A 20,063-nucleotide genomic window follows, 5' to 3' on the forward strand; every position below is an offset into this window, starting at 1 on the left:
CATGCGCATCCGAAATCTATCCTCGAGCCTCACGATCTCTCTTTGCTTGCTGCTGACCGCGGGCCTTGGTCTGACCAACCTGAGCGGTTGCGACAAGAGCAAGCCCGCCACCGACGATCCCTCGACGACCAGCGGCGGGGCTGCCGACTCCGGAGGCGACGACGCTGCCGCGGCAGCGCCGGCCGAGGAGGCCCCCGCGACCTGGGCAGACATGGATCGCGGCGAACGCATGACCTTCATGGGCACCAAGGTGCTGCCCGAGATGAAAGAGTCGTTCAAGGGCCAGGGCTTCGACACCTTCAAGTGCGCCAATTGCCACGGCGAAGACTACAAAGAGGTCGACTTCAAGATCCCCAACGACCTCACGCCGCTCAACCCCGACAACCCGATCCAGTCCGGCATGGATCTCGACGAAGAGATGACCAAGTTCATGGTCTCGAGCGTGCTCCCACAGATGGCGGAGCTGCTCGGGAAAGAGACCGACGTGACCACGGGCAAGGGCGAGTTCGGCTGCCTCAGCTGCCACCTGTCCGAGTAGTCACGAGAGCGGCGTCAGCCACAGCAGCGCGGCGTCCCAGCCCAGATGCGCCACGAACGGGGCGAACAGCGAGCGCGTGCGGATCGCCAGCCAGGTCCACGCGCCGCCAGCCAGGGCCGCCGCGATCGCGAGCACGGGTGGGCCGGTGCTCAGGTGGGCGATCGTGAACAGCGCCGACGACAGCAGCACCGCCGACCACGGCCCCATTCGGTCACTTCGGCCCGCCAGGGCGACGCCGAGCGCCCCGCGCCAGACCACCTCCTCGCCGGCCACGATCAACGTCAGCAATCCGAGCGCGAGCGGGGGCGCGAGCGTGAGCTGGTCGGACCAGGCGTAGAGCGTCGTCGTCTCTGACCAGAGCTCGGGCGCGAGTCGAGCGAGCGCGGCCGCGACCCCGAACGCGCCGGCCCACATCACCACCCCCGCGCCGACGCCCCACCCGAGCGCGGCCGCGCTCGGGCGCCACAGCCGAGCCCAGCGCAGGCCCAGCAGCGTGAGCGCCAGCAGCGACAAGACCCCCTCGAGTCCGGCCATCCGGGTCCACACCGAGCCCGGCAACCACGGCCCCGCGAGCAGGCCGCCGACCGCGAGCGCGGCGAACCAGGCGAGCCTCCAGCGCTCGGTCCGGTGGCCCGCCAGATCGCGCAGCTCGAGCGCGGCCGCTGGATCCGGGACCAGGCGGACGCTCGGCAGGCGCGGCTTGAACTCGGCGAGCGCGTGGGTGATTGCGGCTCGATCGAGCGGGTCAGGCTGGAGGCCGAGCTCGGTCCGCGCCGGCTCTGGATCCCCGACGACCCCAGCCGCGAGCAGCTCCAGCTGCGAGCGCGTGATCAAGGGATCGGCCGACGCACGCTCGAGCACGCGAGCGACCGCGCGCTGGACCACCAACGGCGCGGGCACGACCACGCAGCGCCGCGCGACCACCGGACAGCTCGCGACCCTGTCCACGAGCTCGCGCAGCTCGAGCCGCTCGGGACCGACGAGATCGTAGTCCCGCCCGCTCGACGCTGGCTGCTCGACGCAGCGCATCACCGCGTCGGCGAGATCCTCGACCGCGATCGGCTGAATCGAGGATCGTCCGCCGCGCGGGGCCGGAAACACTGGCGCCGCGCGGATCGAGTCGGCGAGGTTTCGCAGCAGATCGTCGCCGCGCCCGTAGATCACCCCCGGTCGCAGGATCGTGATCGCCGGGCCGTCCGTCCGCGCGCGCAGCCGCTGGTCCCCGCGGGCCTTGCTGTCGAGGTACGCGCCCGCGCCCGCGCCCGCGCGATCGCTGCCCGCGACCGACACGTGGATCATCCGCGACAATCCAGCCCGCCGCGCCGCCTCGGCCAGCTGCTCGGGGAGCTCGACGTGAGCCCGCTCCCAGCTCCACCCGGCCGTCTCGCGCTTGATGCCGACCAGGTTGATCAGGATCTCGCAGCCCTCGAGCAGCTGTGGATCGACCCCCCTCGACAGATCGACGGCCCGCAATCGCGCGTCCGCGATGCTGCTGGGCAACCCGTGGGGCGCCCGGGCCAGGACCACGACGGCATGGCCGGCGGCGAGCAGCTGCGCGACGACGTGGCGACCGACAAACCCCGTCCCGCCCGCGACCGCGATCACCAAACAGCCCGTGCGCGCTTCATCCATTGTTTGAACCGGGTTCCCCCGCGCGAGCCTACCGTCGGGCCGACCAATAGCGAAGGGCGTCCGCAGCGATCGCGCATATCGAGCGAGGAAATACACGCAGTTCGCAGCACGATCATGGCAGAGCTGGACGCCAGGTTCCGCCATTGATGTTGCTTTTCACAGCTTTTGGCTGGTATTCAGTTAGCTACCCCCAGTAAACCAGTCCCAGAAGGTGTCCGCAAGCGGGCGAGAAGCCTCGCCCGAGCTGAAAGCAGTGTGGGTCATGTCTAGCCAAACCAAACGTCAGCTCGGCTGCGTGGCGCTGGTTGCCACGACGGTCACCTGCGCGATCGGAGCGATATTGGTCGGTGCCGAACATGCGGCCGCCAGCCCACCGCCGGCAGGGGCCGGCGCCGCCGAGGCGCCCGAGTACACCCGCTTGTCGGTCCCGATCCCCGCCAACATGATCGTCGACGGCGGCGGCCCAGCACCCACGCCCACCGCCGAGCCCGAGTACGTCTATGTCAACATGGACGGCACCAACATCATCTGCAATGGCAATGACGACGCCGTCGCCAATTCCTCGTGGATCGCCTGCCAATACGGGTTCTCGGGCAACTATCCGGCGTGGGGCGGGACGCCGGCGCAGCGCCAGTCGGTCATGGACGCGACCAAGCAGGACTGGGCGCCGTTCAACGTCGTTGTCACCCAGACGCGGCCCGTGAGCGGCACCTACACCATGTGCTTGACCGGGCCGGCCAACCACCCGTTCGGCAACGGCGTGCTGGGTATCGCGCCGCTCGACTGCAACGACCAGATGCCGAGCAACGTGGTGTTCGCGTTCCACAGCGCCAACCAGCTCAATCAGTTCGGCGCCAACACCCAGGCCACGACGATCAGCCAGGAGGTCGCCCACGCCTACGGGCTCGAGCATGTCAGCAGCAGCTCGGACATCATGAATCCCTACAACCAGGGCGGGAATCCGAGCTTCACGGACACCTGCATTGGCCTGGTCAGCGGCAACGGTCAGCCGATCCAGTGCAACCCCCAGCATCAGCAGTTTTGCAACGCAGGCCAGCAAAACTCCTACCAAGAATTGCTCGGCATGTTCGGGGCCAACGACCCCGACACCGAGGCGCCCAACGTGGTGGTCAGCTACCCCTACGACGGCGACACCTTCGAGATCGGCGCCGACTTCACGATCACCTGCCAGGCCAACGACAACCAGGACCTCGCCTCGGTTCAGCTGTGGATCGACGGCGCGCAGATGGGCGGGACCAAGGCCGCGCCGCCGTTCGCCTGGGAGGTCACCAACATCCCCGAGGGCAGCTACGAGATCTACTGCGTCGCCGCCGACGAATGGGACAACGCCGCGATGAGCCCCGTGATCGGGATCGTCGTCGAGGATGGCGGCATGCCCGGCGACGGCGGAGCCGACTCGGACTCGGGCGGGGACTCCGGCGGGGACTCGGGCGGAGCCGACTCGGATTCGGGCGGCGACTCGGGGGCCGACTCCAGCGGGGACTCGGGCGGTGACGGCACGGGCGACTCGGGCGGCGTCTCCGGGGGCCTGCCGCCAGGGTTTGGGCTCGACAGTGACAGCGGCTGCGCCTGCGCCAGTGAAGGGCTCCCCACGCGGGCGCCCGCGTGGATGCTGCTGACGCTGCTTGGCCTGCCACTCCTGCGTCCGCGCCAATAGCCATTCATTCCCTCGACCTCCCCACTCCAACCTACCGATCGCACCCATGCTCAAAGCTTCACATCTCGTCATCCCCTGCGCTGCCCTGGCGCTCATCAGCTGCTCGCCGGCCGAGGGCGACCCCAACCCATTCACGACCGCCGCGAGCATCGACACCGGCGTCTCCACGACCCTCGAGACCGGGACCGGCAGCGGTGACGGCGACGGCGACGGCGACTCGGGTGACGGCGACGGCGACGGTGATCCTGGCGACGGCGACGGCGACGGCGACGGCGTCAAGCTCGATGTGCTCCCAGCCGACACGGGGGTCGACGACGGCCCGGGGGACGAGAGCTGCGACTTCGTCGATCTGCTGTTCGTGATCGACAACTCCGTCTCCATGGGCGGCTACCAGGCCGCGCTCGGCCTCGCGTTCCCGCAGTTCGCCGACACCCTCGCGGCCGTGCTGCCCGAGGGCACCAACGTCCACGTCGGCGTGACCAGCTCCGAGATGGGCTACGCCGGATCAGGCAGCACCATGATCAGCAACGGCATGTGCACCTTCACTGGCGACGGGATGCCGAGCGACAATTTTTACATCACGCCCGACATGCAGAACACCGGCAAGAACGGCGCGCAGGGGCGCCTGTTCGATCCCGGCGGCGGCCAACACTACTTTGGCTTCAACGTCGGCGACGCCGCCCAGACCGCCGCGCTCGAGACCTGGTTCTCCGACGCCGCCGCGGTCGGGACCGGTGGGTCCAACATCGAGATGTCGACCGCGCCCGCCGGCTGGGCGTTCGACCCGGCCAACAACGCCACAAACGCCGGCTTCGTGCGCGACGAGGGCGCTGTCTTGGTCGTGTTCTTCATGACCGACGAGCCCGATCAGACCCCGCTGATGATCAACGGCATGTCCGGCGGCCAAGCCATGCTCGACAAGGTCGCCGCCGCCAAGAGCGGCTGCGGCGGGCTCGACTGCGTGATCGGTGGTGGTTTTCTGCTCGAGTCGGCGTGCAATGCCCAGGGCAACCTCCCGCTCGACGACTTCTTGGAGGGCATGAGCGAGCCCCCGCAGGTCGCCCCGCTGCCCGACGACAACCTCCCGGCGATGCAGGCCGCCGACGAGATGAACGCGCTGCTCGCCGACACGCTCGCCGACGCGATCGCGGCCAAGTGTGACGAGATCCCGCCCGTCGGGTGACCCGTCGGCTGCCCGCGTTCGCTACCCACAGACCGAGTGAGCGGCGCAGTCCGAGCAGCTGCAGCCCTCGAAGTAGGGGCTGCACTGCCCATTGTCACTGCACGCATCGCCCATGCAGTAATTCTTGTCCGTGCAGTCGGGACAGACGCAGTCCTCGTCTTGCGTGCACTGACCGTTGTTGTTGCAGCCTTCGCACACGCACAGCTGGGGGTCGGCCACATCACAGCCATTTGGGAACATGTCGCACATGAGCGGATCGCCGTCCCCGTCCCCGGTCGAGTCGCCGTCCCCGTCCCCGTCGCCGGTTGGATCCCCGTCGCCGGTTGGATCCCCGTCGCCGGTTGGATCCCCGTCGCCGGTTGGATCCCCGTCGCCGGTTGGATCCCCGTCGCCCGTGCTCGCGCCCGGCAGGCACAACCCGGCGTCACACATGAGCCCGGGATCACAGGCACCGCCGCCCGTGCACGGGCAGCCCTCGGAGCCCACGAGGCAACCACCACACACGTCGGCGTCACAGACCAAGCCGGGATCACAGCCACCGCCCGGTGTGCACGCACAACCGTCGGAGCCAACCATGCAGCCCGCGTCCGCCGAGTCGTCGCCGCCCTCGGACTGGGTATCGCCAGCGGTCTCGCTGTCTTCGGCCGCGCTGCTCGCTTGTTCGCCGCTGGTGTTCGCCTCGCTGTAGGGAGTGGGGCTGCAGCCCAGCGCGAACACCAGCGCGAGCGCCGAAGCGAGGACAGACCAAGTCCGAGTCATGCCCACGACTCTCGCTCAACTTCGTGCCGAATGCACCCCTGCAACTGGTCATGACCGACTCCGCGCGCGATCGCAGGTGGCCCGGATCCCAGCCACCGGGCGAGTTCGGGGCCCCGCGAGCCCGATCAAACTAGCCATGCAAGGGCGCTGACGCGCGTTTTGATCTCCCCCCACGAGGCGTGCTCCCAAGTCGCTCGAGCCCCGAATGCTAGAGCGGACCCATGACACCACGACCTCACGACGCACTGTTCAAGGCCGCCTTCGATGCACCCGCGCACGCCGTCGGCCTGCTCCGCCGAATCATCCCACCCCCCCTGTCCGACGCCATCTCCTGGGACACGATCAAGCGCCAGCGTGGCTCGTTCATCGGTCCCAAGCTCAAAGACACCCACAGCGATCTCCTCTTCTCGGTTCAGATCGGCGACACACCGGCGCTGCTGTACCTGTTGCTCGAGCACCAGAGCACCTCCGACAAGTACATGCCGCTGCGCATGCTCAGGTCGCTGGTGCGCATCCATGATCAACACCGCACGGACAAGCTCCCGCTGCCGCTGATCATCCCGGTGGTCATCTCCCACGCGCCCGGAGGCTGGACCGCGCCCGCGTCGTTCGGCGAGCTGTTCACCCCACATCCAGACTCCGTTCCGGGGCTCGGCGCGTTCGTGCCCAGCTTCTCGCTGCTCATCGAAGACCTGTCCGAGCTCAGCGACGAAGACCTGCGTGGTTGGGCGCTGGCGGCGTTTCCCAAGCTGGCGCTGTGGCTGCTTCGGGACAGCCGTGACGCCGACCGACTGTTGCAGGGGCTCGAGCAGTGGGCCTGTGAGCTGCGCAAGGCGCTGCGTGCACCAAACGGGATGCATGCGGTCGCGCAGCTCCTGCGCTACATCGCTCTGGTCTCGGGAGGTATGCACTTCACTACCTTTCGTGCGAAAATCCAGGAGCAGATCCCGGAAGTCGAGGAAGTCGCCATGACGATCGCTGAAGAGCTACGCAAAGAAGGCATGGAGCAGGGCCGACGAGAAGGCCGACAAGAAGGCCGACAAGAAGGCCGACAAGAAGGCCGACAAGAAGGCCGCGTCGCTACGCTCGGGAAGCTGCTGACGTTGAAATTCGGCGAGCTGTCCGCCGCGTATGCAGAGCAGATCCAGGCGGCGACGGAGCCGCAGCTCGAGCGCTACATCGAGCGAATCCTCAGCGCGGACACCATCGAGGCCGTGTTCGCTGACTGAGGCGCATGACCCCTCCACCCGATGCGTCGACCCTGCCGGTGGCGAGCATGCATGCGCCGCCCGCCATCCCAGACAAGCTCGTCGCGTTTGCGACCCGCGGGGCCGACAAGATCTTGCTCGCGGTCTTGCGCCGGCTGTTCCTGGCCAGCCAGCCACCGCTGATCCCCGAGCAGTTCGACCAGCTCGTGACCCGGCTGCAGCGCTACGTGGATCCAGCGCTGCTCGCCGATCCCCAGCGCCTGCTCGCGCCGCCGCCCGTGCTCCCCAAGCCGCGCGTGGTCCAGCGTCAACCCTTGCTCGTGCGCGGCCGCGAGGTCGGGCTCAACGAGCACCTGAGCTTCGCCACGCCCTACCGGCCCTACGACCCGGAGTACGAGCAAGAGTACGCCAGCTACCCCGAGATCGCCCAGACCCATCTGTGGTCGTGGCGGCACCTCGACCCGGCGCCCGCGACCATCCTGCTCACCCACGGCTGGGGCGCAGGTCCGTGGTGGATGCACCGCCACGAGTACAACGTGCCCCATCTGTTTCACGAGCTCGGGCTCGACGTCTACTACTACCTCGCGCCCTTCCACGCGCGTCGAACCCCGGCGCGGGCGCGCATGGGCGGGCAGCTGCACCCATCTGCGGACCTGGTGCGCACCAACGAGGCGTTCATCCAGACCGCGATTGAGCTGCGCACGGCGATCTCGTTGATCCTGGCCCGCAACGGCGCGCCGCTGGGCATGATGGGCTCGTCGCTGGGCGGGTACACGTCGGCGTTCATGGCCTCGATCGACGAGCGCCTGGATTTCGTGATCCCGGTGCTGCCGCCGGCCTCGATGGCGCATCTGCTGTGGGATCACGGCAACGGCGACAGCATGCGTGCGCAGGCCGAGGCGCTGGGCATGACCCGGGCCCGCTTTCACCACTTTTGGTCGCTGCACTCACCGCTGACCCACCGGCCCAAGGTCGCGTGGGATCGGCGGTTGATCATCACGGGGCTCGGCGACACGCTGGTGACCGCCGAGCACACCCGCGCGCTGTGGGAGCACTGGGATCGACCGCGTCACTTTCGATTCCCCGGTGGCCACGCGTGGCAGGTGCAGCGCGAGCGCTACCATCGCGAGGTCGGCCGGTTTTTGCGTGACATTGGCCTGATCTCGACCGGCGCGCGCTGAGGTCACCGCCCGCTTGGATCGGCTCAAAAGCGAAGCGTATAGCCGAGGCCGCCCCCGCCCAATTGCCCCGATTGCTCTGGCAGCTGCCCCGCCAGTTGCGCTGGTGATTGGCCGCCCAATTGCTCGGTGTATTGCCCGACCACTTGCCCAGGTAACACGATTGGGGCCAACCCAGCGATTGGCCTGGGCTTGGTGTCGAGCACCTGTCGCCGCTGCGACCCGCCCTTGGCGATCAGCAGGCCGCCAGGGATCAGCAGCCCCAGTCCGATCACGCCGGTCACGGCGCCCCCGGTCCAGAACGCTCCCGCGAACACGTCGGCCGACGGCGCGACGACGAACGCACCGATCGAGATGATGGCGAACACGCTGCCGAGCCCAGTGAGCACGGCCCCACCAACGATCCGCTTTTGCCCCTGCGCCCAGCTCGGCCCGAGCGTGGGGTCGGCCTTGACCTCGGCCTCCCACTGTTGCTGTGGGTTCATGCGCTGGGGCGCGACCGCGGGCGGGGGCACCACGCCGCTGGGTTCGGGGCTCGTGTCGACCTCCGCGGCGATCGGCGACTTCTCGCCGGCGGCCTCCGACGCTGCGATCATGTCGTCGAGTTCGGTGAGGCGATCGTCGACCTCGGTCCGCTCGGCGATCGCCTCGGCCTCATCGCCGTACAGCGCGCGATGATCCGCGCGGTAATTTTCGAGCAGGATCTTGGCCTTGCGCAGGTGCGCGGGATCGCGGTTGATCTGGTACGCGCGGCTGTGGGCTCCGGCCATGTTGTAGACCAGCGCGTGGCGGATCCCGCGGGTCTCCTCGCCGTCGGGCAGCATCCCAAACGCGCGGATCCACAGCTCCAGCGCCTGCTCGTATTCAGCGGTCTGAAACTTGATCTCGCCTTGTTTGTAGAGCGCCCTGACCTGCGCTAGCGCTGGATCTTCGGCGGCGCCCTGAGCGGGGCCGGCAAATCCAAGCGGGCTCGCGTCGGCCGTTCCCGGGATCATGAGCGGCGTCCAGATCGAGGAGGCGGCGATCGTGAACGACAGCAGCGGGAACAAGCGGCGCACGCCCTGAAGCTAACATCGTTGGTCCCGGCCCTGAAGAACCCGTCGCGGGCCAACCAGCCATCCATCCTTGACCCCACACTCATCGGTGGGGAAACTCCCGACATGAATCTCCCGCTACATCGCTTGCCTTTTGCGCTGAGCCTCGGCGCGCTACTTCTGACCGCGTGTCCGAGTGACGACGTCCCGGCCGACACCACCGCGACCGACACCGACACCGGCGACGGCGACGGCGACGGCGACCCAGGTGATGGCGACGGCGATCCGGGTGACGGCGACGGCGACGGCGACGGCGACACTGGCTCCTCCTGCGGCGACGGGGTCCTCGACGCTGGCGAGGCCTGCGACGACGGCAACACCGACGACGGTGACGGCTGCTCTTCCACCTGCACGGTCAGCGCGTGTGGCCTGGTCTGGACCGCGAGCGAGGCGGTCCCCAACTCCACGGCCGGGTCGTTCGACGTGGCCGTGGGCACCGACGGCAGCATCTATGGAGCCGGCATCACGATCAACGCCGACAACGACGCGTGGGCGGTCAAGTGGAACCCCGACGGCAGCGTCGCGTGGAGTCAGAGCTTCGACAGCGGCAACGGCAACGACGCGGCCGTGGCGATCGCCCTGGGTGCCGGCGGTGAGGTCTATGTCGCGGGGTGGATGCAGGGCGCGGACGACGACGACCTGTGGTACGCGGCCCTCGACGGCGCGACCGGCAACGAGACCTGGTCACAGCTGATTCAAGGCCCGATGATGGTCATGGAGGACGCCGACGATCTGGCCACGGGCATCGCCGTGGATCCGACCGGCGGGATCGTCATAGTCGGGCGCTCGCGGGTGGCCACGGGCGACGACGACGTCTGGGTCCGCAAGGCCATGGCCGACAGCGGCGAGGAGGTCTGGACCACCACGTGGACGGGCGCCGGCGACGGCAACTTCTCGACGGATCGCTCGGGTCCGGTCGCGGTCGCGGCCGACGGCACGATCTGGGTGACCGCCCGCGAGCACGTCGACTTCAACACCCAGGAGGCGACCCTGCTCGAGTTCGACGGCAGCGGCACCTTGCTGTCCACGACCCAGCCGCAGGCCGGCGGCAATCAGACCTATGATCCAGTCGACGTCGCCGTCGACGGCGACACCGTCTACTTCGCGTTCGAGAAGACCAACTTCCCCTACCGCGGCTGGCTCTACAAATTCGAGGGCGGCACCGAAGCGTGGGTCAAGACCGAGCAAGACTGGATCGACGACGACGAGGGCGACGATTGGACGATCCGCGGGCTCGGCATCGACGCGGACGGCAACCTCGGCGTCGGCGGTGTGTTCGCCAACGAAGAGCCGGGCGAGGGCATCGACTGGGGCGAGGCGTGGGTCGCCAAGCTCGACGGCGCGGGCGACATCGTCTGCCGCAGCGCGCACATGGTCGACGACGGCAACTTGATCCCGCCGTCACTCGACATCGACGGCGCCGGCTATGGCTCCGCGGGGTTCGGCCTCACCGGCATCGAGACCGCTGGCCAGGGCAACGCGACCACGCTCTGGACCGGCTTCTTCATGCCCTGAGCACAGGCCCTGAGCAACAGGCCCCGAGCGACCCTGAGGCTCGGCGACAGTGGCCGGGCCCGGGTCCACCAAGTCGGCGCACGAGGCGGTATCATCTCGCGGCGACCTCATGTCCAGTCCGAGCAAACGACCGCAGCGCGGCCGGAACTTCTACGGTCCGGGTCCCTACATCGAGCGGGAGGTCGACGTGGGCCTGCTCGAGGCGCTGCACGCTGGCGAGTACACGCTGGTGCTGTCGGCCCGCGGCAGCGGCAAGTCCAGCCTGCGGATCCGTGCGTCGGAGCAGCTCACCGCCAGCGGCACGCGCGTCGCCACGGTCGACCTCGGCGGGATCGGGGCCGAGACCCGCGCCGACGCGTTTTGTGGCTCGGTGGTGATCGAGGCCGCGCGCAGCCTGGGCCTGGCCGAGCAAGCCAAGAAGGCCTGGCGCCGCTCGAAGGGCCCCCCGCAGACCCGCCTGCGCGCGTGCCTGCGCGAGGTCTTGCTCGAGCCCCACGACGCGCCGCTGGTCCTGTTCATCGACGAGCTCGAGCTGGTCCGCTCGCTGGGGCCGGCCCGCGATGACTTCTTCGCGGCGCTGCGGGCCATGTCCGACGCCCGCGGCGAGGACGGCGTGTGGCGGCGGCTCAGCGTGTGCCTGATCGGCGCGCTGACCCGCGACGAATTAATCAGCGATCCCGGCCGCAGCAGCTTCGATCTGCCGGCCCGCGAGTTCAACCCGCGCGACTTCAGCCGCGAGCAGCTCGACGAGTTCGGACCCACGCTCGCGCCGCTCGGGGTCGATCAAAAGGCCCTGCTCGACGCGCTCTACGACTGGACCTCGGGCAACCCCGCGCTGGTCCAGTGGATCTGCGGCGACCTGCTGCTGCGCGAGTTCAGCCGCGGCAGCGAGGCCTCCGCGGTCGAAGCGGTGATCCGCGAGTCGTTCCTGCAGCGCGGCCCCGAGGTCGATCCGCTGCTCGGTGACACGGCCCGGCGGCTGCGTCGGGACCACCGCGACCCCTACCGCACCCGCATGCTCGCGGCCTACGAGCGGGTGCTTCGCGGCGAGATCGTCGATCTTCGCGGGCGGCAGCTCGGGTCCGAGGGCGCGCTGGTGGTCGCCCGCCTCAAGGTCGCCGGGCTCGTCGCGCCCTCGGCCGGCGGCAAGCTGCGGGTTCGCAACCGCGTGGTCGAGCGCGCCTTCGATCGCAACTGGGTCCGGCGCGCGCTCGCGGGCCGCCCGGTCTCCGATGCGCTCGAGCGCTGGGAGACCGGTGGGCGTCGCTCGGGCCTGCTGCTCCGGGGCGAGGGCCTGCGCGCCGCGATCGAGTGGGTCGAGGGCCGCCCCGACGTGACCCCGAGCGAGCGCGACTTCGTGCTGGCCAGCGAGAGCGCCCGCGCGCTGTGGCTGCGACGCCTGCTCTATGCCGGCAGCGCGCTGTGCCTGGGGCTCGGGGCCACGCTGGGCGTCGTCGTCTGGCAGTACCGCGTGGCCGTCAGCGCGCCCGTGGTCTCGCCCGACGCGGCAGCGCCCGGTGGCACCGGCACTCAGCCCGACCAGGGGTCCGCATCGAACGACCCCAGCGGTGGCTCGGCCGACGTCGCGGGCGTCGCCGCGGATCCGCAGGGCCCGAACTTCGTTGCGACCGCGCGGCACGCCGTCGAGCAGGCCGCGGGCACCGACGAACAGAGCCTGAAGATCAACACGCTCGAGACCGAGCTGTCCGCGCTCGAGCTGCGCCTGGCGATCGAGCGGGCCGCCCGGGCCGAGCTGCTGGCCCCCGAGCCCACCCGTCGCAGCGAGGGGCTCGAGCTCGCGCTGGCGGCGTTGTCGGCCTGGAGCGAGGCCGGCTCGGACATCGCCGACGTGCCCGCGCCGATCACCCGCGGGCTCACGGCCAACCTCGCGAGCCCGGGTGACACCATGCTGATCTCGGCCCACGCCGGGCCCGTGGAGTGGCTGCAGTTCACGGCTGACGGCGCCCGCCTCGCGAGCGTCAACACCAACGAGATCCACGTGTGGGAGCGCGACACCGGTCGTCGCGTCGCCAGCCTGACCAGCATCGCCGGAACCATCGACGCGCTCGCGCTCTCGCCCTCGGGCCGGCGCCTGGCCGCGCTCAGCGAAGAGGGCAGCTTGACGGTCTGGAACCTCAGCGAGGGGGCCGCGCTCGGGCCCGCGCCGATCACCGCGCCGTTCGGGGTCCCGATGCCGCTCGCGCCCGTCGCGAGCCTGGCCGTCGACGATGGCGGCAACGTCAGCGTGATCCGCCGCGACGGCAGCATCGACACGGTCGATCCCAAGGCCGGCAACGCGAGCGCGCGGCTGCAGGCCAGCGCGCTGGCGCGGACGCTCGCACTGGAGCAGGCCGTCGTGATCAACCCCAGCCTCGGCGCCGAGACCCGCGTGGGCGTGGTTCACGGCGAGTCGATCGAGCTGTGGGATGTCGCCAGCGGACAAGTTCAGGCCAGCGTCAGCGTCCCCCAGCTGCGCGACGGCGGCCGAGCCCGCTCACTGCTCGCGACCCCCGACGCAGGTGAGCTGCTCATTGCGTTCGAGGGCGACCCGGCGATCACCGTGTGGAACACCGCCCGCGGGACCCTGCGCTCGATCGCCGAGCTCACCTCGGCGGCCGCAGACGCCCCGTCCGCGGGACCGGCCAACCAACAGGTCGGACCGTCGGATCTCAGCTCGCCCGCGCTCGCCCTGTCACCCGAGGGCGAGCTGATCGCCACCGGGGGCGAAGATCGCATCGCGCGGGTCTGGTCGATCGAGACCGGCGAGCTGCTGACCAGCACGCAGGCTCACGAAGCCCCCCTGACCAGCCTCGCGTTCACCCCCGACAGCGCCGCGCTGGTCGTCGGTGATCGCAGCGGGCAGCTCCGCGTTCACCCGCTCACGCTCAACAGCACCGCCAGCTTGCCGCTGCGCGGGGCCACGCTCAACACCGCGGGGGTCGCCGCGACCGTGCACTACGACGAGACCGCGCTCGAGCTGCGCTGGTCCGGCGGCCAGACCAGCGTGCGCTGGGCCCAGCCACGACCGCTGACCAGGGCCGGCGTCAGCGTGGACGGCAGCCGCCTCGCGCTGCTCTACGCCGACGGCGAGCTCGCGTTGATCAGCGGCGCGGCCGGACCCGACGCCAAGCCGATCGCCACGGTCACCGGCGCCGACGGCAGCCGAGTCCTCGACTTCGCGCTCAGCATCGACGGCAAGCTGCTCGCGGCCGCGACCGAGGATCGCAAGGTCTTGCTGCTCGCGGGTGACGGCCAGCCGATCGCGACCTTGTCGGGCCATGAGGCCCCCGTCGATCGGCTCGCGCTCTCGCCCGACGGCGCCCGCCTCGTCAGCGCCGACCGCAGCAACATCGTGCGCGCGTGGGATCCGGGCACCGCGGCGATCCTCGGCACATTCGAGACCGAGCGCCGGGCCGAGCACCTCGCGATCAACGGCGACTTCTTCTTGATCATCGACCAGCTCGGCGGCGCCGAGCTGTGGTCCACCCAGACCCGCGAGCGCCTCGCCACCCTCGAGCTCGGGACCGAGCCGATCACCGGGGTCGCGATCGCCGACGACGGTGAGTGGTTCGCGCTGGGGCGCAGCGGCGGCACGGCCAGCGCCGTCGAGCTGTGGCGGCCATCGAGCCCCGAGGCGCTCGCGCGGTTCCGCGGGTTCGGCCCCGTGGCCGCGCTGCGCTTCATCGACGAAGGCGAGACCGTGCTCGCCGTCGACGGCCGCGGGCAGCTGGCCCGGTGGCCCGCCCGGCCGCGCGCGTGGCTGGCCGAGGGCTGCGCGACCTTGGCCCCCGGCTCCGTGGTCCCGAGCGTCTGCGCCGAGCCTTCAGATCCCGATCTGTAGCTGCAGCCGAACCTGGTTGGCGCCCTGGGCAAAGTCGGCGTTTGACCAGGTGTGGAAGTAGTCGAGCTGCAGCTTCATCGCGTGCCCCTGCAGGTACCAGCTGGGCCCCGCGCCGAGCTCTCCGATGCTGCCCATGCTGCTGTTGCCAAGCGCGATCGTCTGCCCGCCGCGCCCCGCGAGCTCGACGGGCACGTGCGGCAGCAAGTAGCCGGCCTGCACGAACCACCCCATGCCGTTGCGCGGCGCGGTGATCGGCAGCGGGACGCCCATGTCGTCGACCGCCGAGCCTGGGTTTCGCGTGCCGCGACGCCAGAAGAACTCACCGGTGGCTGAGAACCCCCGCAGCTTGAACACGCCGTCCGCCACGATCTGGTGGATGTTGGTCGTGCCCCCGTCGGCGGGAAGGGCCCCGATCACGCTCCGATCGCGCGTCGCGTGATCGCTGAACGAGTACGCTGCCCCGAGCGCGAGCTTGGGCTTGCGCCTGCGCTCGAGATCGGCCTCCACGTACTCGTCGAAGCCCCCGAGCGGGAGCACCTCGAGCCGCGCGACGTAGTCCATGCGAAGGTCGTTGATCGCCAGATTGTTGCGACCCTGGCCCATGTACAGACCCAGCGAGTAGCGAAACAGATCGAGGCCGCCGAGATCGTTCGAGAACAGATCAAAGCCGAGGTCACGCTCGAGCAAGAACTCGGACTGAACGGTCGAGCGATCGACGAATTGCAGATCGGCCCACGCCGCGATGAACTGCCGACTGTACTGCGGCTTGTATTGCCCGATGCGGAGCGAGAGGTCGCGCAGATAGTCGAAGGTGAAGAAGAAGTCGAAGACCGGCGACTGCGTGACCTGGCCGTCCTGCATGCCGAGCCCGCGCGGGTCGAACACCAGCTGCAAGAAGTACTGGTTGTGGGGACCAAACACGTTGCCCGCGAAGAACAACGAGACACGCCTGAACTCCATGCCGTTTGTCAGGTTCGGCGGCGTGGTGGGATTGTGAGTGAGCGTGTCCCGCAGCTGCATGCGCAGCCACGTCCCCATTGCGAACCGACCGTCGGCGCTGCTGACGAGGACCCCGAGGTTCGGCCGGTACTCGACGCTGAGCCGCTTGTTGGGATCGGGCTCGTCGGGCGCAGACGCCACAGGCTCGCTGGGCGCGGGCTCGATCCCCGGCTGAGTCTGTGTGACCGGGTTGGGCGCGGGCTCGACCGGCTGCGCCGTCGCCGGCTCGACCGGCTGGGCGTCGTCGCCTGGCCCGACCGACGCTGGCGCGTCAAACGGGACGGGCTCGATCGGCGCGGGTGAGCTGGCGGGCGGCGCAGCGCCGAGCAAGCTGGCCAACAACGTGGACCCTACGCATCCAACCATCAGCTCGCCCTCGGTACGGGTCCGCCCCCGTCGATGTCAATGTCGCGCTGCAACTGTTCGAATGCGGTCGTGGGATCGCCTGACGGCCAGCAAGCTGGAAGATCGGCGACCATGGGCAAACTGAGGCGTTTGATCGGCGGGATCTTGGCATACACCCAGTAGCAGTCAAGCGTTGGGTTTCTAACTTTTCGGCGACATTACTTCCATCCATGACAGTTGTCCGCACCACTGAAATGGCGCCACCCCAGCAAGAAATGCCGAGCACGAAAAAATTGCGCTGGCCGCACATGCGCGGTCACCGGTATAGAACCCGCAAGCCGACGTAGGACAAACACGGTTCCACCGGGCGCGCGAGTGCGCCCATGGAGCTCCCTCGGGGTGAGTTTGTGGGCATTTGTGGCCTCCTGGAACCGGCATGCGAGCAGATCAGAGCGACCTCGTCATTGGAATGGACATTGGCTCGACCACCGTGAAGGCGGTCGTCATCAATCGACATTCGTACGAAATCCTGTGGAGCGACTACCAGCGCCACCACACCAAGCAACCAGAGAAGGTCCTCGAGCTGCTCGAGGCGATCTTGGTGGCCCATCCGCAGCTGGTCTCGGAGCCCTGCCAGATGTTCTGCACGGGCTCGGGCGCCGGCCCGATCGCCGAGCCGACCGGGTCCAAGTTCGTGCAAGAGGTCAACGCGGTCACGCTCGCGGTCGAGCACCTGTACCCCGACGTGCGCGCGGTGATCGAGCTTGGTGGCCAGGACGCGAAGATCATCGTCTTCAAGCAGGATCAGGACGGCAACCTGACCGCCAACGCGTCAATGAACGACAAGTGTGCGTCGGGCACGGGCGCCACGATCGACAAGTGCATGATCAAGGTCGGCGCCGAGCCGGGCTTTGCGACCAGCTTGCACTTTAGTGATCACGCGCTGCACCACGTCGCCGCCAAGTGTGGCGTGTTCGCCGAGACCGACATCGTCAACCTGATCAAGTCGGGCATCCCCAAGGACGAGGTGCTCAACTCGCTGGCCGACGCGATCGTGCTGCAGAACCTCTCGGTGCTGACACGCGGCAACACCCTCAAGCCCCGGGTCATCCTGCTCGGCGGGCCCAACACCTACCTGCCGTTCTTGCAGGAGTGCTGGAAGAAGCGGATCCCCGAGACCTGGCGCGACCGTGGGTTCGAGCCGCCCGCCGACATGACGATCGACGAGATGATCTTCGTGCCCGACAACGCCGAGCTGTACGCAGCGTTCGGGGCCGCGATCTACGGGATGTCGCTGCCGGACTCGGGCGCCCGCTTCAAGGGCCGCGAGCCGCTGCAAGAGTTCATCCGCAACGGCCGTCGGGCCAAGCTCGGCGACCAGGCTGGCCCGCCGCTGTCGGCCACCACCGACGAGACCGACAGCTTCCGCGAGACCTATACAATCCCCAAGTTCAAGCCGGCGAAGCTCGTGCCGGGCTCGGTGGTCCGCGCCGTGATCGGGCTCGACGGCGGCTCGACCTCTTCGAAGGCCGTGCTCGTGCGCGAGGACGGCGAGATCGTCGCCAAGGCCTACCAGCTGTCCAAGGGCAACCCGATCGTCGACGCCAAGGATCTGCTGCGATCGCTGCGTGACCAGGTCCACGCCCAGGGCGCCACGATCGAGTGTCTGGGTCTGGGCGCGACCGGCTACGCCGCCGACGTGCTCGAGGAGGTCGCGCTCGCCGACGTCAACATCGTCGAGACCGTCGCCCACATGATGAGCGCGGTCCACTTCTTCGGCGACGTCGACGTGATCTGCGACATCGGTGGTCAGGACATCAAGGTCCTGTTCATGCGCAACGGCGACATTCAGGGCTTCAAGCTCAGCAACTCGTGCAGCGCCGGCAACGGCATGCTGCTGCAGGCGATGGCCGACCAGTTCGGCATCCCGATCACCGAGTACGCCGAGAACGCGTTCGAGGCCTCGCTCGCGCCCAAGTTCTCGTATGGCTGCGCGGTGTTCCTGGACACCGATCGGGTCAATTTCCAAAAAGAGGGGTTCCAGAAGCAAGAGCTGCTCGCCGGCCTCGCTCAGGTGCTGCCCAAGAACGTGTGGCAGTACGTGGTCCAGATCCCGCGCATGGCCTCGCTCGGGCGCAAGTTCGTGCTGCAAGGCGGCACCCAGTACAACCTGGCCGCGGTCAAGGCCCAGGTCGACTACATCAAGGAGCGGGTCCCCGACGCCGAGGTGTTCGTGCATCCGCACACCGGTGAGGCCGGGGCGATCGGCGCGGCCATGGAGTGCCTGCGCCGCTACGAGCGAACCCAGACCACGCGCTTCATCGGCATCGACGCCACGCTCGGGCTCGAGTTCACCACCCAAAACGACGAGTCCACGACCTGCCACTTCTGCCCCAACGAGTGCAGCCGCACCTTCATCGACACCAAGCGGCCCGACGGCAGCCTGTCGCGCTATATCTCCGGCTTCTCGTGTGAGAAGGGCACCGTCGAGAGCCAGGAGGCGATGCTCGAGGTCGTGCGCGCGAAGAAAGAGATCGCGTCGCAATACCCCAACATGGTCACCTACGAGGCCAAGAAGGCGTTCATGCACGTCTACGACACCTCGCCGATGCCCGCGGCCGGGACCATGATCGACGACGTCGAGGTCACCCCCGGCGTGCTCAAGATCGAGCGACGCAAGATCCGCCGCCCGTTCCAGCGCTCCGACGCGCACGAGCGCCTGAAGAAGGTCCGGATCGGCATGCCGCGGGTGCTCAACTTCTACTCGACCGCGCCGTTCTTCCGCGCCTACTTCGAGTCACTCGGCGTGCCCAAGCAGGGCATCGTGTTCAGCGACGTCACCGACGACACGCTGTGGACCGAGGGCGGGCGCTACGGCTCGATCGACCCGTGCTTCCCCGCCAAGGTCTGCCAGGCCCACATCCACAACCTATTGTTCCACAAGCACCAGCCCGAGAAGCGGCGCCCGCTCAACTTCATCTACTTCCCGGTCAAGACCTTCATCCCTGGGTTCATCGTCGACACTCACAACAATGGCGTGTGCCCGATCGTGGCCGGCACCCCCAACGTGATGCGGGCCGCGTTCACCAAGGAGCTCGACTTCTTCGCGGTCAGGGACATCGAGTACGTCGATGACCCGATCAACATGGAAGAGGTGAACTTCCTCAAGAAGAACCTGTTCGACACCTGGGGCCCGCGCCTGGGCATCACCCAGGACGAGAGCGACTTCGCCTGCAGCCAGGGCTTCGCGGCCCTCGAGGCGTTCAACGCCGACGTCGAGCACAAGGGCCAGGCGATCCTCGACACCGCCGAGGCCGAGAACTCGATCGCAATCTTGGTGCTCGCCCGCCCCTACCACGGCGACCCCGGCATTGGTCACTCGATCCCCGAGGAGTTCCAGGCGCTCGGTTACCCGATCTTGAGCATTCGCTCGATCCCCAAGAGCCGCGAGTATCTGGATCGCTACTACAAAAAAGAGCTCGACAACGGCGACATTGGATCGCCGCTCGAGATCAGCCACGTGTGGCCCGAGAACTACCTGGCCAACAGCGCCCAGCGGGTCTGGGCGGCCAACTTCGCGGCCCACCACCCCAACGTCGCAATCTTGGATCTGAGCAGCTTCAAGTGTGGCAGCGACGCGCCGACCTACGGGCTCGTCGACTCGATCATCCAGGCCGCCAAGGTCCCGGCCGCCGCGCTCCACGACCTCGACGCCAACAAGCCCGGCGGCTCGATCAAGATCCGGGTCAAGACCTACACCCACTCGCTCTCGCTCCACAAAGAGCGGCTCGAGGACGCGTCGGCCAAGCGCGAGCAGCTGCTGCAGTCGATCGAGAACAAGCGGCTCGAGCTGCTCGAGCTCAAGCAAGCGCAGCTGCGCAAGATGCAGCGCCGCGACCCTGGCATCGACGAGGCGCTCGAGGCGGTGCGCAAGCGGGTCCGCGAGTACGTGCCCAAGCCGGCGGTCGAGACCGGCCAACGGCTGCTCTCGAAGGCCAAGAACTTGGTCCAGATCCGCCTGGGTCGTCGGGACAAGACCGAGACCATCGCGCCCTGAACAATTCCCCACCCCAACTCTTCTTCCACGCAGCCA

12 protein-coding genes are annotated in these 20,063 nt (G+C 68.6%); 8 read left to right on the forward strand and 4 right to left on the reverse strand.

What is annotated here, in order from left to right:
* Position 1: 1 nt before the first annotated feature.
* Positions 2-538: a hypothetical protein gene (locus tag ENSA7_RS29290; RefSeq protein WP_146158256.1), complete on the forward strand. Its 537-nt coding sequence runs from the start codon at positions 2-4 to the stop codon at positions 536-538.
* Here the strand turns inward: ENSA7_RS29290 and ENSA7_RS29295 are convergent, their stop codons facing one another.
* Complete coding sequence (locus tag ENSA7_RS29295; protein ID WP_181234231.1) at positions 539-2,170, reverse strand: CPBP family glutamic-type intramembrane protease; 1,632 nt, start codon at positions 2,168-2,170, stop codon at positions 539-541. It lies immediately after the preceding gene.
* Positions 2,171-2,432: 262 nt separating this feature from the next.
* Between ENSA7_RS29295 and ENSA7_RS29300 the strand changes: the two genes are divergently transcribed.
* Both ENSA7_RS29300 and ENSA7_RS29305 read left to right on the forward strand, forming a co-directional pair.
* The gene (locus ENSA7_RS29300; RefSeq protein ID WP_106092673.1) at positions 2,433-3,848 is read left to right on the forward strand and encodes an Ig-like domain-containing protein; all 1,416 of its coding nucleotides are present in this window, start codon (positions 2,433-2,435) and stop codon (positions 3,846-3,848) included.
* Between the two features lie 46 nt (positions 3,849-3,894).
* A complete protein-coding gene (locus ENSA7_RS29305; protein WP_106092674.1) occupies positions 3,895-5,031 on the forward strand; it encodes a hypothetical protein in 1,137 nt (378 codons plus the stop codon).
* 21 nt (positions 5,032-5,052) lie between these two features.
* Here the strand turns inward: ENSA7_RS29305 and ENSA7_RS29310 are convergent, their stop codons facing one another.
* The gene (locus ENSA7_RS29310) at positions 5,053-5,790 is read right to left on the reverse strand and encodes a hypothetical protein (RefSeq protein WP_146158257.1); all 738 of its coding nucleotides are present in this window, start codon (positions 5,788-5,790) and stop codon (positions 5,053-5,055) included.
* Positions 5,791-6,011: 221 nt separating this feature from the next.
* On the opposite strand from ENSA7_RS29310, the gene ENSA7_RS29315 reads away from it, so the two are divergent.
* Together ENSA7_RS29315 and ENSA7_RS29320 are read left to right on the forward strand one after the other, a co-directional pair.
* Positions 6,012-7,019 (forward strand): Rpn family recombination-promoting nuclease/putative transposase, encoded by a 1,008-nt coding sequence (locus tag ENSA7_RS29315; protein WP_106092676.1) that lies wholly within the window; start codon positions 6,012-6,014, stop codon positions 7,017-7,019.
* A 5-nt stretch (positions 7,020-7,024) separates the two neighbouring features.
* Entirely contained in the window at positions 7,025-8,179 is a 1,155-nt protein-coding gene (locus ENSA7_RS29320) for an alpha/beta fold hydrolase (RefSeq protein ID WP_106092677.1), read from the forward strand.
* Positions 8,180-8,202: 23 nt separating this feature from the next.
* Here the strand turns inward: ENSA7_RS29320 and ENSA7_RS29325 are convergent, their stop codons facing one another.
* The gene (locus tag ENSA7_RS29325) at positions 8,203-9,234 is read right to left on the reverse strand and encodes a tetratricopeptide repeat protein (protein ID WP_146158258.1); all 1,032 of its coding nucleotides are present in this window, start codon (positions 9,232-9,234) and stop codon (positions 8,203-8,205) included.
* Positions 9,235-9,336: 102 nt separating this feature from the next.
* On the opposite strand from ENSA7_RS29325, the gene ENSA7_RS46015 reads away from it, so the two are divergent.
* Both ENSA7_RS46015 and ENSA7_RS29335 read left to right on the forward strand, forming a co-directional pair.
* Entirely contained in the window at positions 9,337-10,785 is a 1,449-nt protein-coding gene (locus ENSA7_RS46015) for a PQQ-binding-like beta-propeller repeat protein (protein ID WP_219908078.1), read from the forward strand.
* 109 nt (positions 10,786-10,894) lie between these two features.
* Positions 10,895-14,626 (forward strand): AAA-like domain-containing protein, encoded by a 3,732-nt coding sequence (locus ENSA7_RS29335; RefSeq protein WP_106092679.1) that lies wholly within the window; start codon positions 10,895-10,897, stop codon positions 14,624-14,626.
* On the opposite strand, the gene ENSA7_RS29340 is transcribed toward ENSA7_RS29335, so the two are convergent.
* Positions 14,609-15,964 carry a putative porin gene (locus ENSA7_RS29340; protein ID WP_106092680.1) on the reverse strand — a complete coding sequence of 452 codons (1,356 nt, stop codon included), beginning with the start codon at positions 15,962-15,964 and terminating at the stop codon, positions 14,609-14,611. The two genes, ENSA7_RS29335 and ENSA7_RS29340, sit on opposite strands and share 18 nt — an antisense overlap.
* A gap of 442 nt (positions 15,965-16,406) precedes the next feature.
* Here ENSA7_RS29340 and ENSA7_RS29345 point away from each other — a divergent pair, with 442 nt between their 5' ends.
* Entirely contained in the window at positions 16,407-20,027 is a 3,621-nt protein-coding gene (locus ENSA7_RS29345) for a BadF/BadG/BcrA/BcrD ATPase family protein (protein ID WP_106092681.1), read from the forward strand.
* Positions 20,028-20,063 lie beyond the last annotated feature (36 nt).

It is taken from the genome of Enhygromyxa salina, assembly GCF_002994635.1.
Lineage (GTDB): Bacteria > Myxococcota_A > Polyangia > Nannocystales > Nannocystaceae > Plesiocystis > Plesiocystis salina_B.

Excerpts from the sequence above, each read along its gene's own strand:
- ENSA7_RS29315 (WP_106092676.1), top strand. The coding sequence starts at position 6,012 with ATGACACCACGACCTCACGACGCACTGTTCAAGGCCGCCTTCGATGCA.
- ENSA7_RS29290 (WP_146158256.1), top strand. The coding sequence starts at position 2 with ATGCGCATCCGAAATCTATCCTCGAGCCTCACGATCTCTCTTTGCTTG.
- ENSA7_RS29300 (WP_106092673.1), top strand. The coding sequence starts at position 2,433 with ATGTCTAGCCAAACCAAACGTCAGCTCGGCTGCGTGGCGCTGGTTGCC.
- ENSA7_RS29310 (WP_146158257.1), bottom strand. The coding sequence starts at position 5,790 with ATGACTCGGACTTGGTCTGTCCTCGCTTCGGCGCTCGCGCTGGTGTTC.
- ENSA7_RS29345 (WP_106092681.1), top strand. The coding sequence starts at position 16,407 with ATGCGAGCAGATCAGAGCGACCTCGTCATTGGAATGGACATTGGCTCG.
- ENSA7_RS29295 (WP_181234231.1), bottom strand. The coding sequence starts at position 2,170 with ATGGATGAAGCGCGCACGGGCTGTTTGGTGATCGCGGTCGCGGGCGGG.
- ENSA7_RS29305 (WP_106092674.1), top strand. The coding sequence starts at position 3,895 with ATGCTCAAAGCTTCACATCTCGTCATCCCCTGCGCTGCCCTGGCGCTC.
- ENSA7_RS29320 (WP_106092677.1), top strand. The coding sequence starts at position 7,025 with ATGACCCCTCCACCCGATGCGTCGACCCTGCCGGTGGCGAGCATGCAT.
- ENSA7_RS46015 (WP_219908078.1), top strand. The coding sequence starts at position 9,337 with ATGAATCTCCCGCTACATCGCTTGCCTTTTGCGCTGAGCCTCGGCGCG.
- ENSA7_RS29335 (WP_106092679.1), top strand. The coding sequence starts at position 10,895 with ATGTCCAGTCCGAGCAAACGACCGCAGCGCGGCCGGAACTTCTACGGT.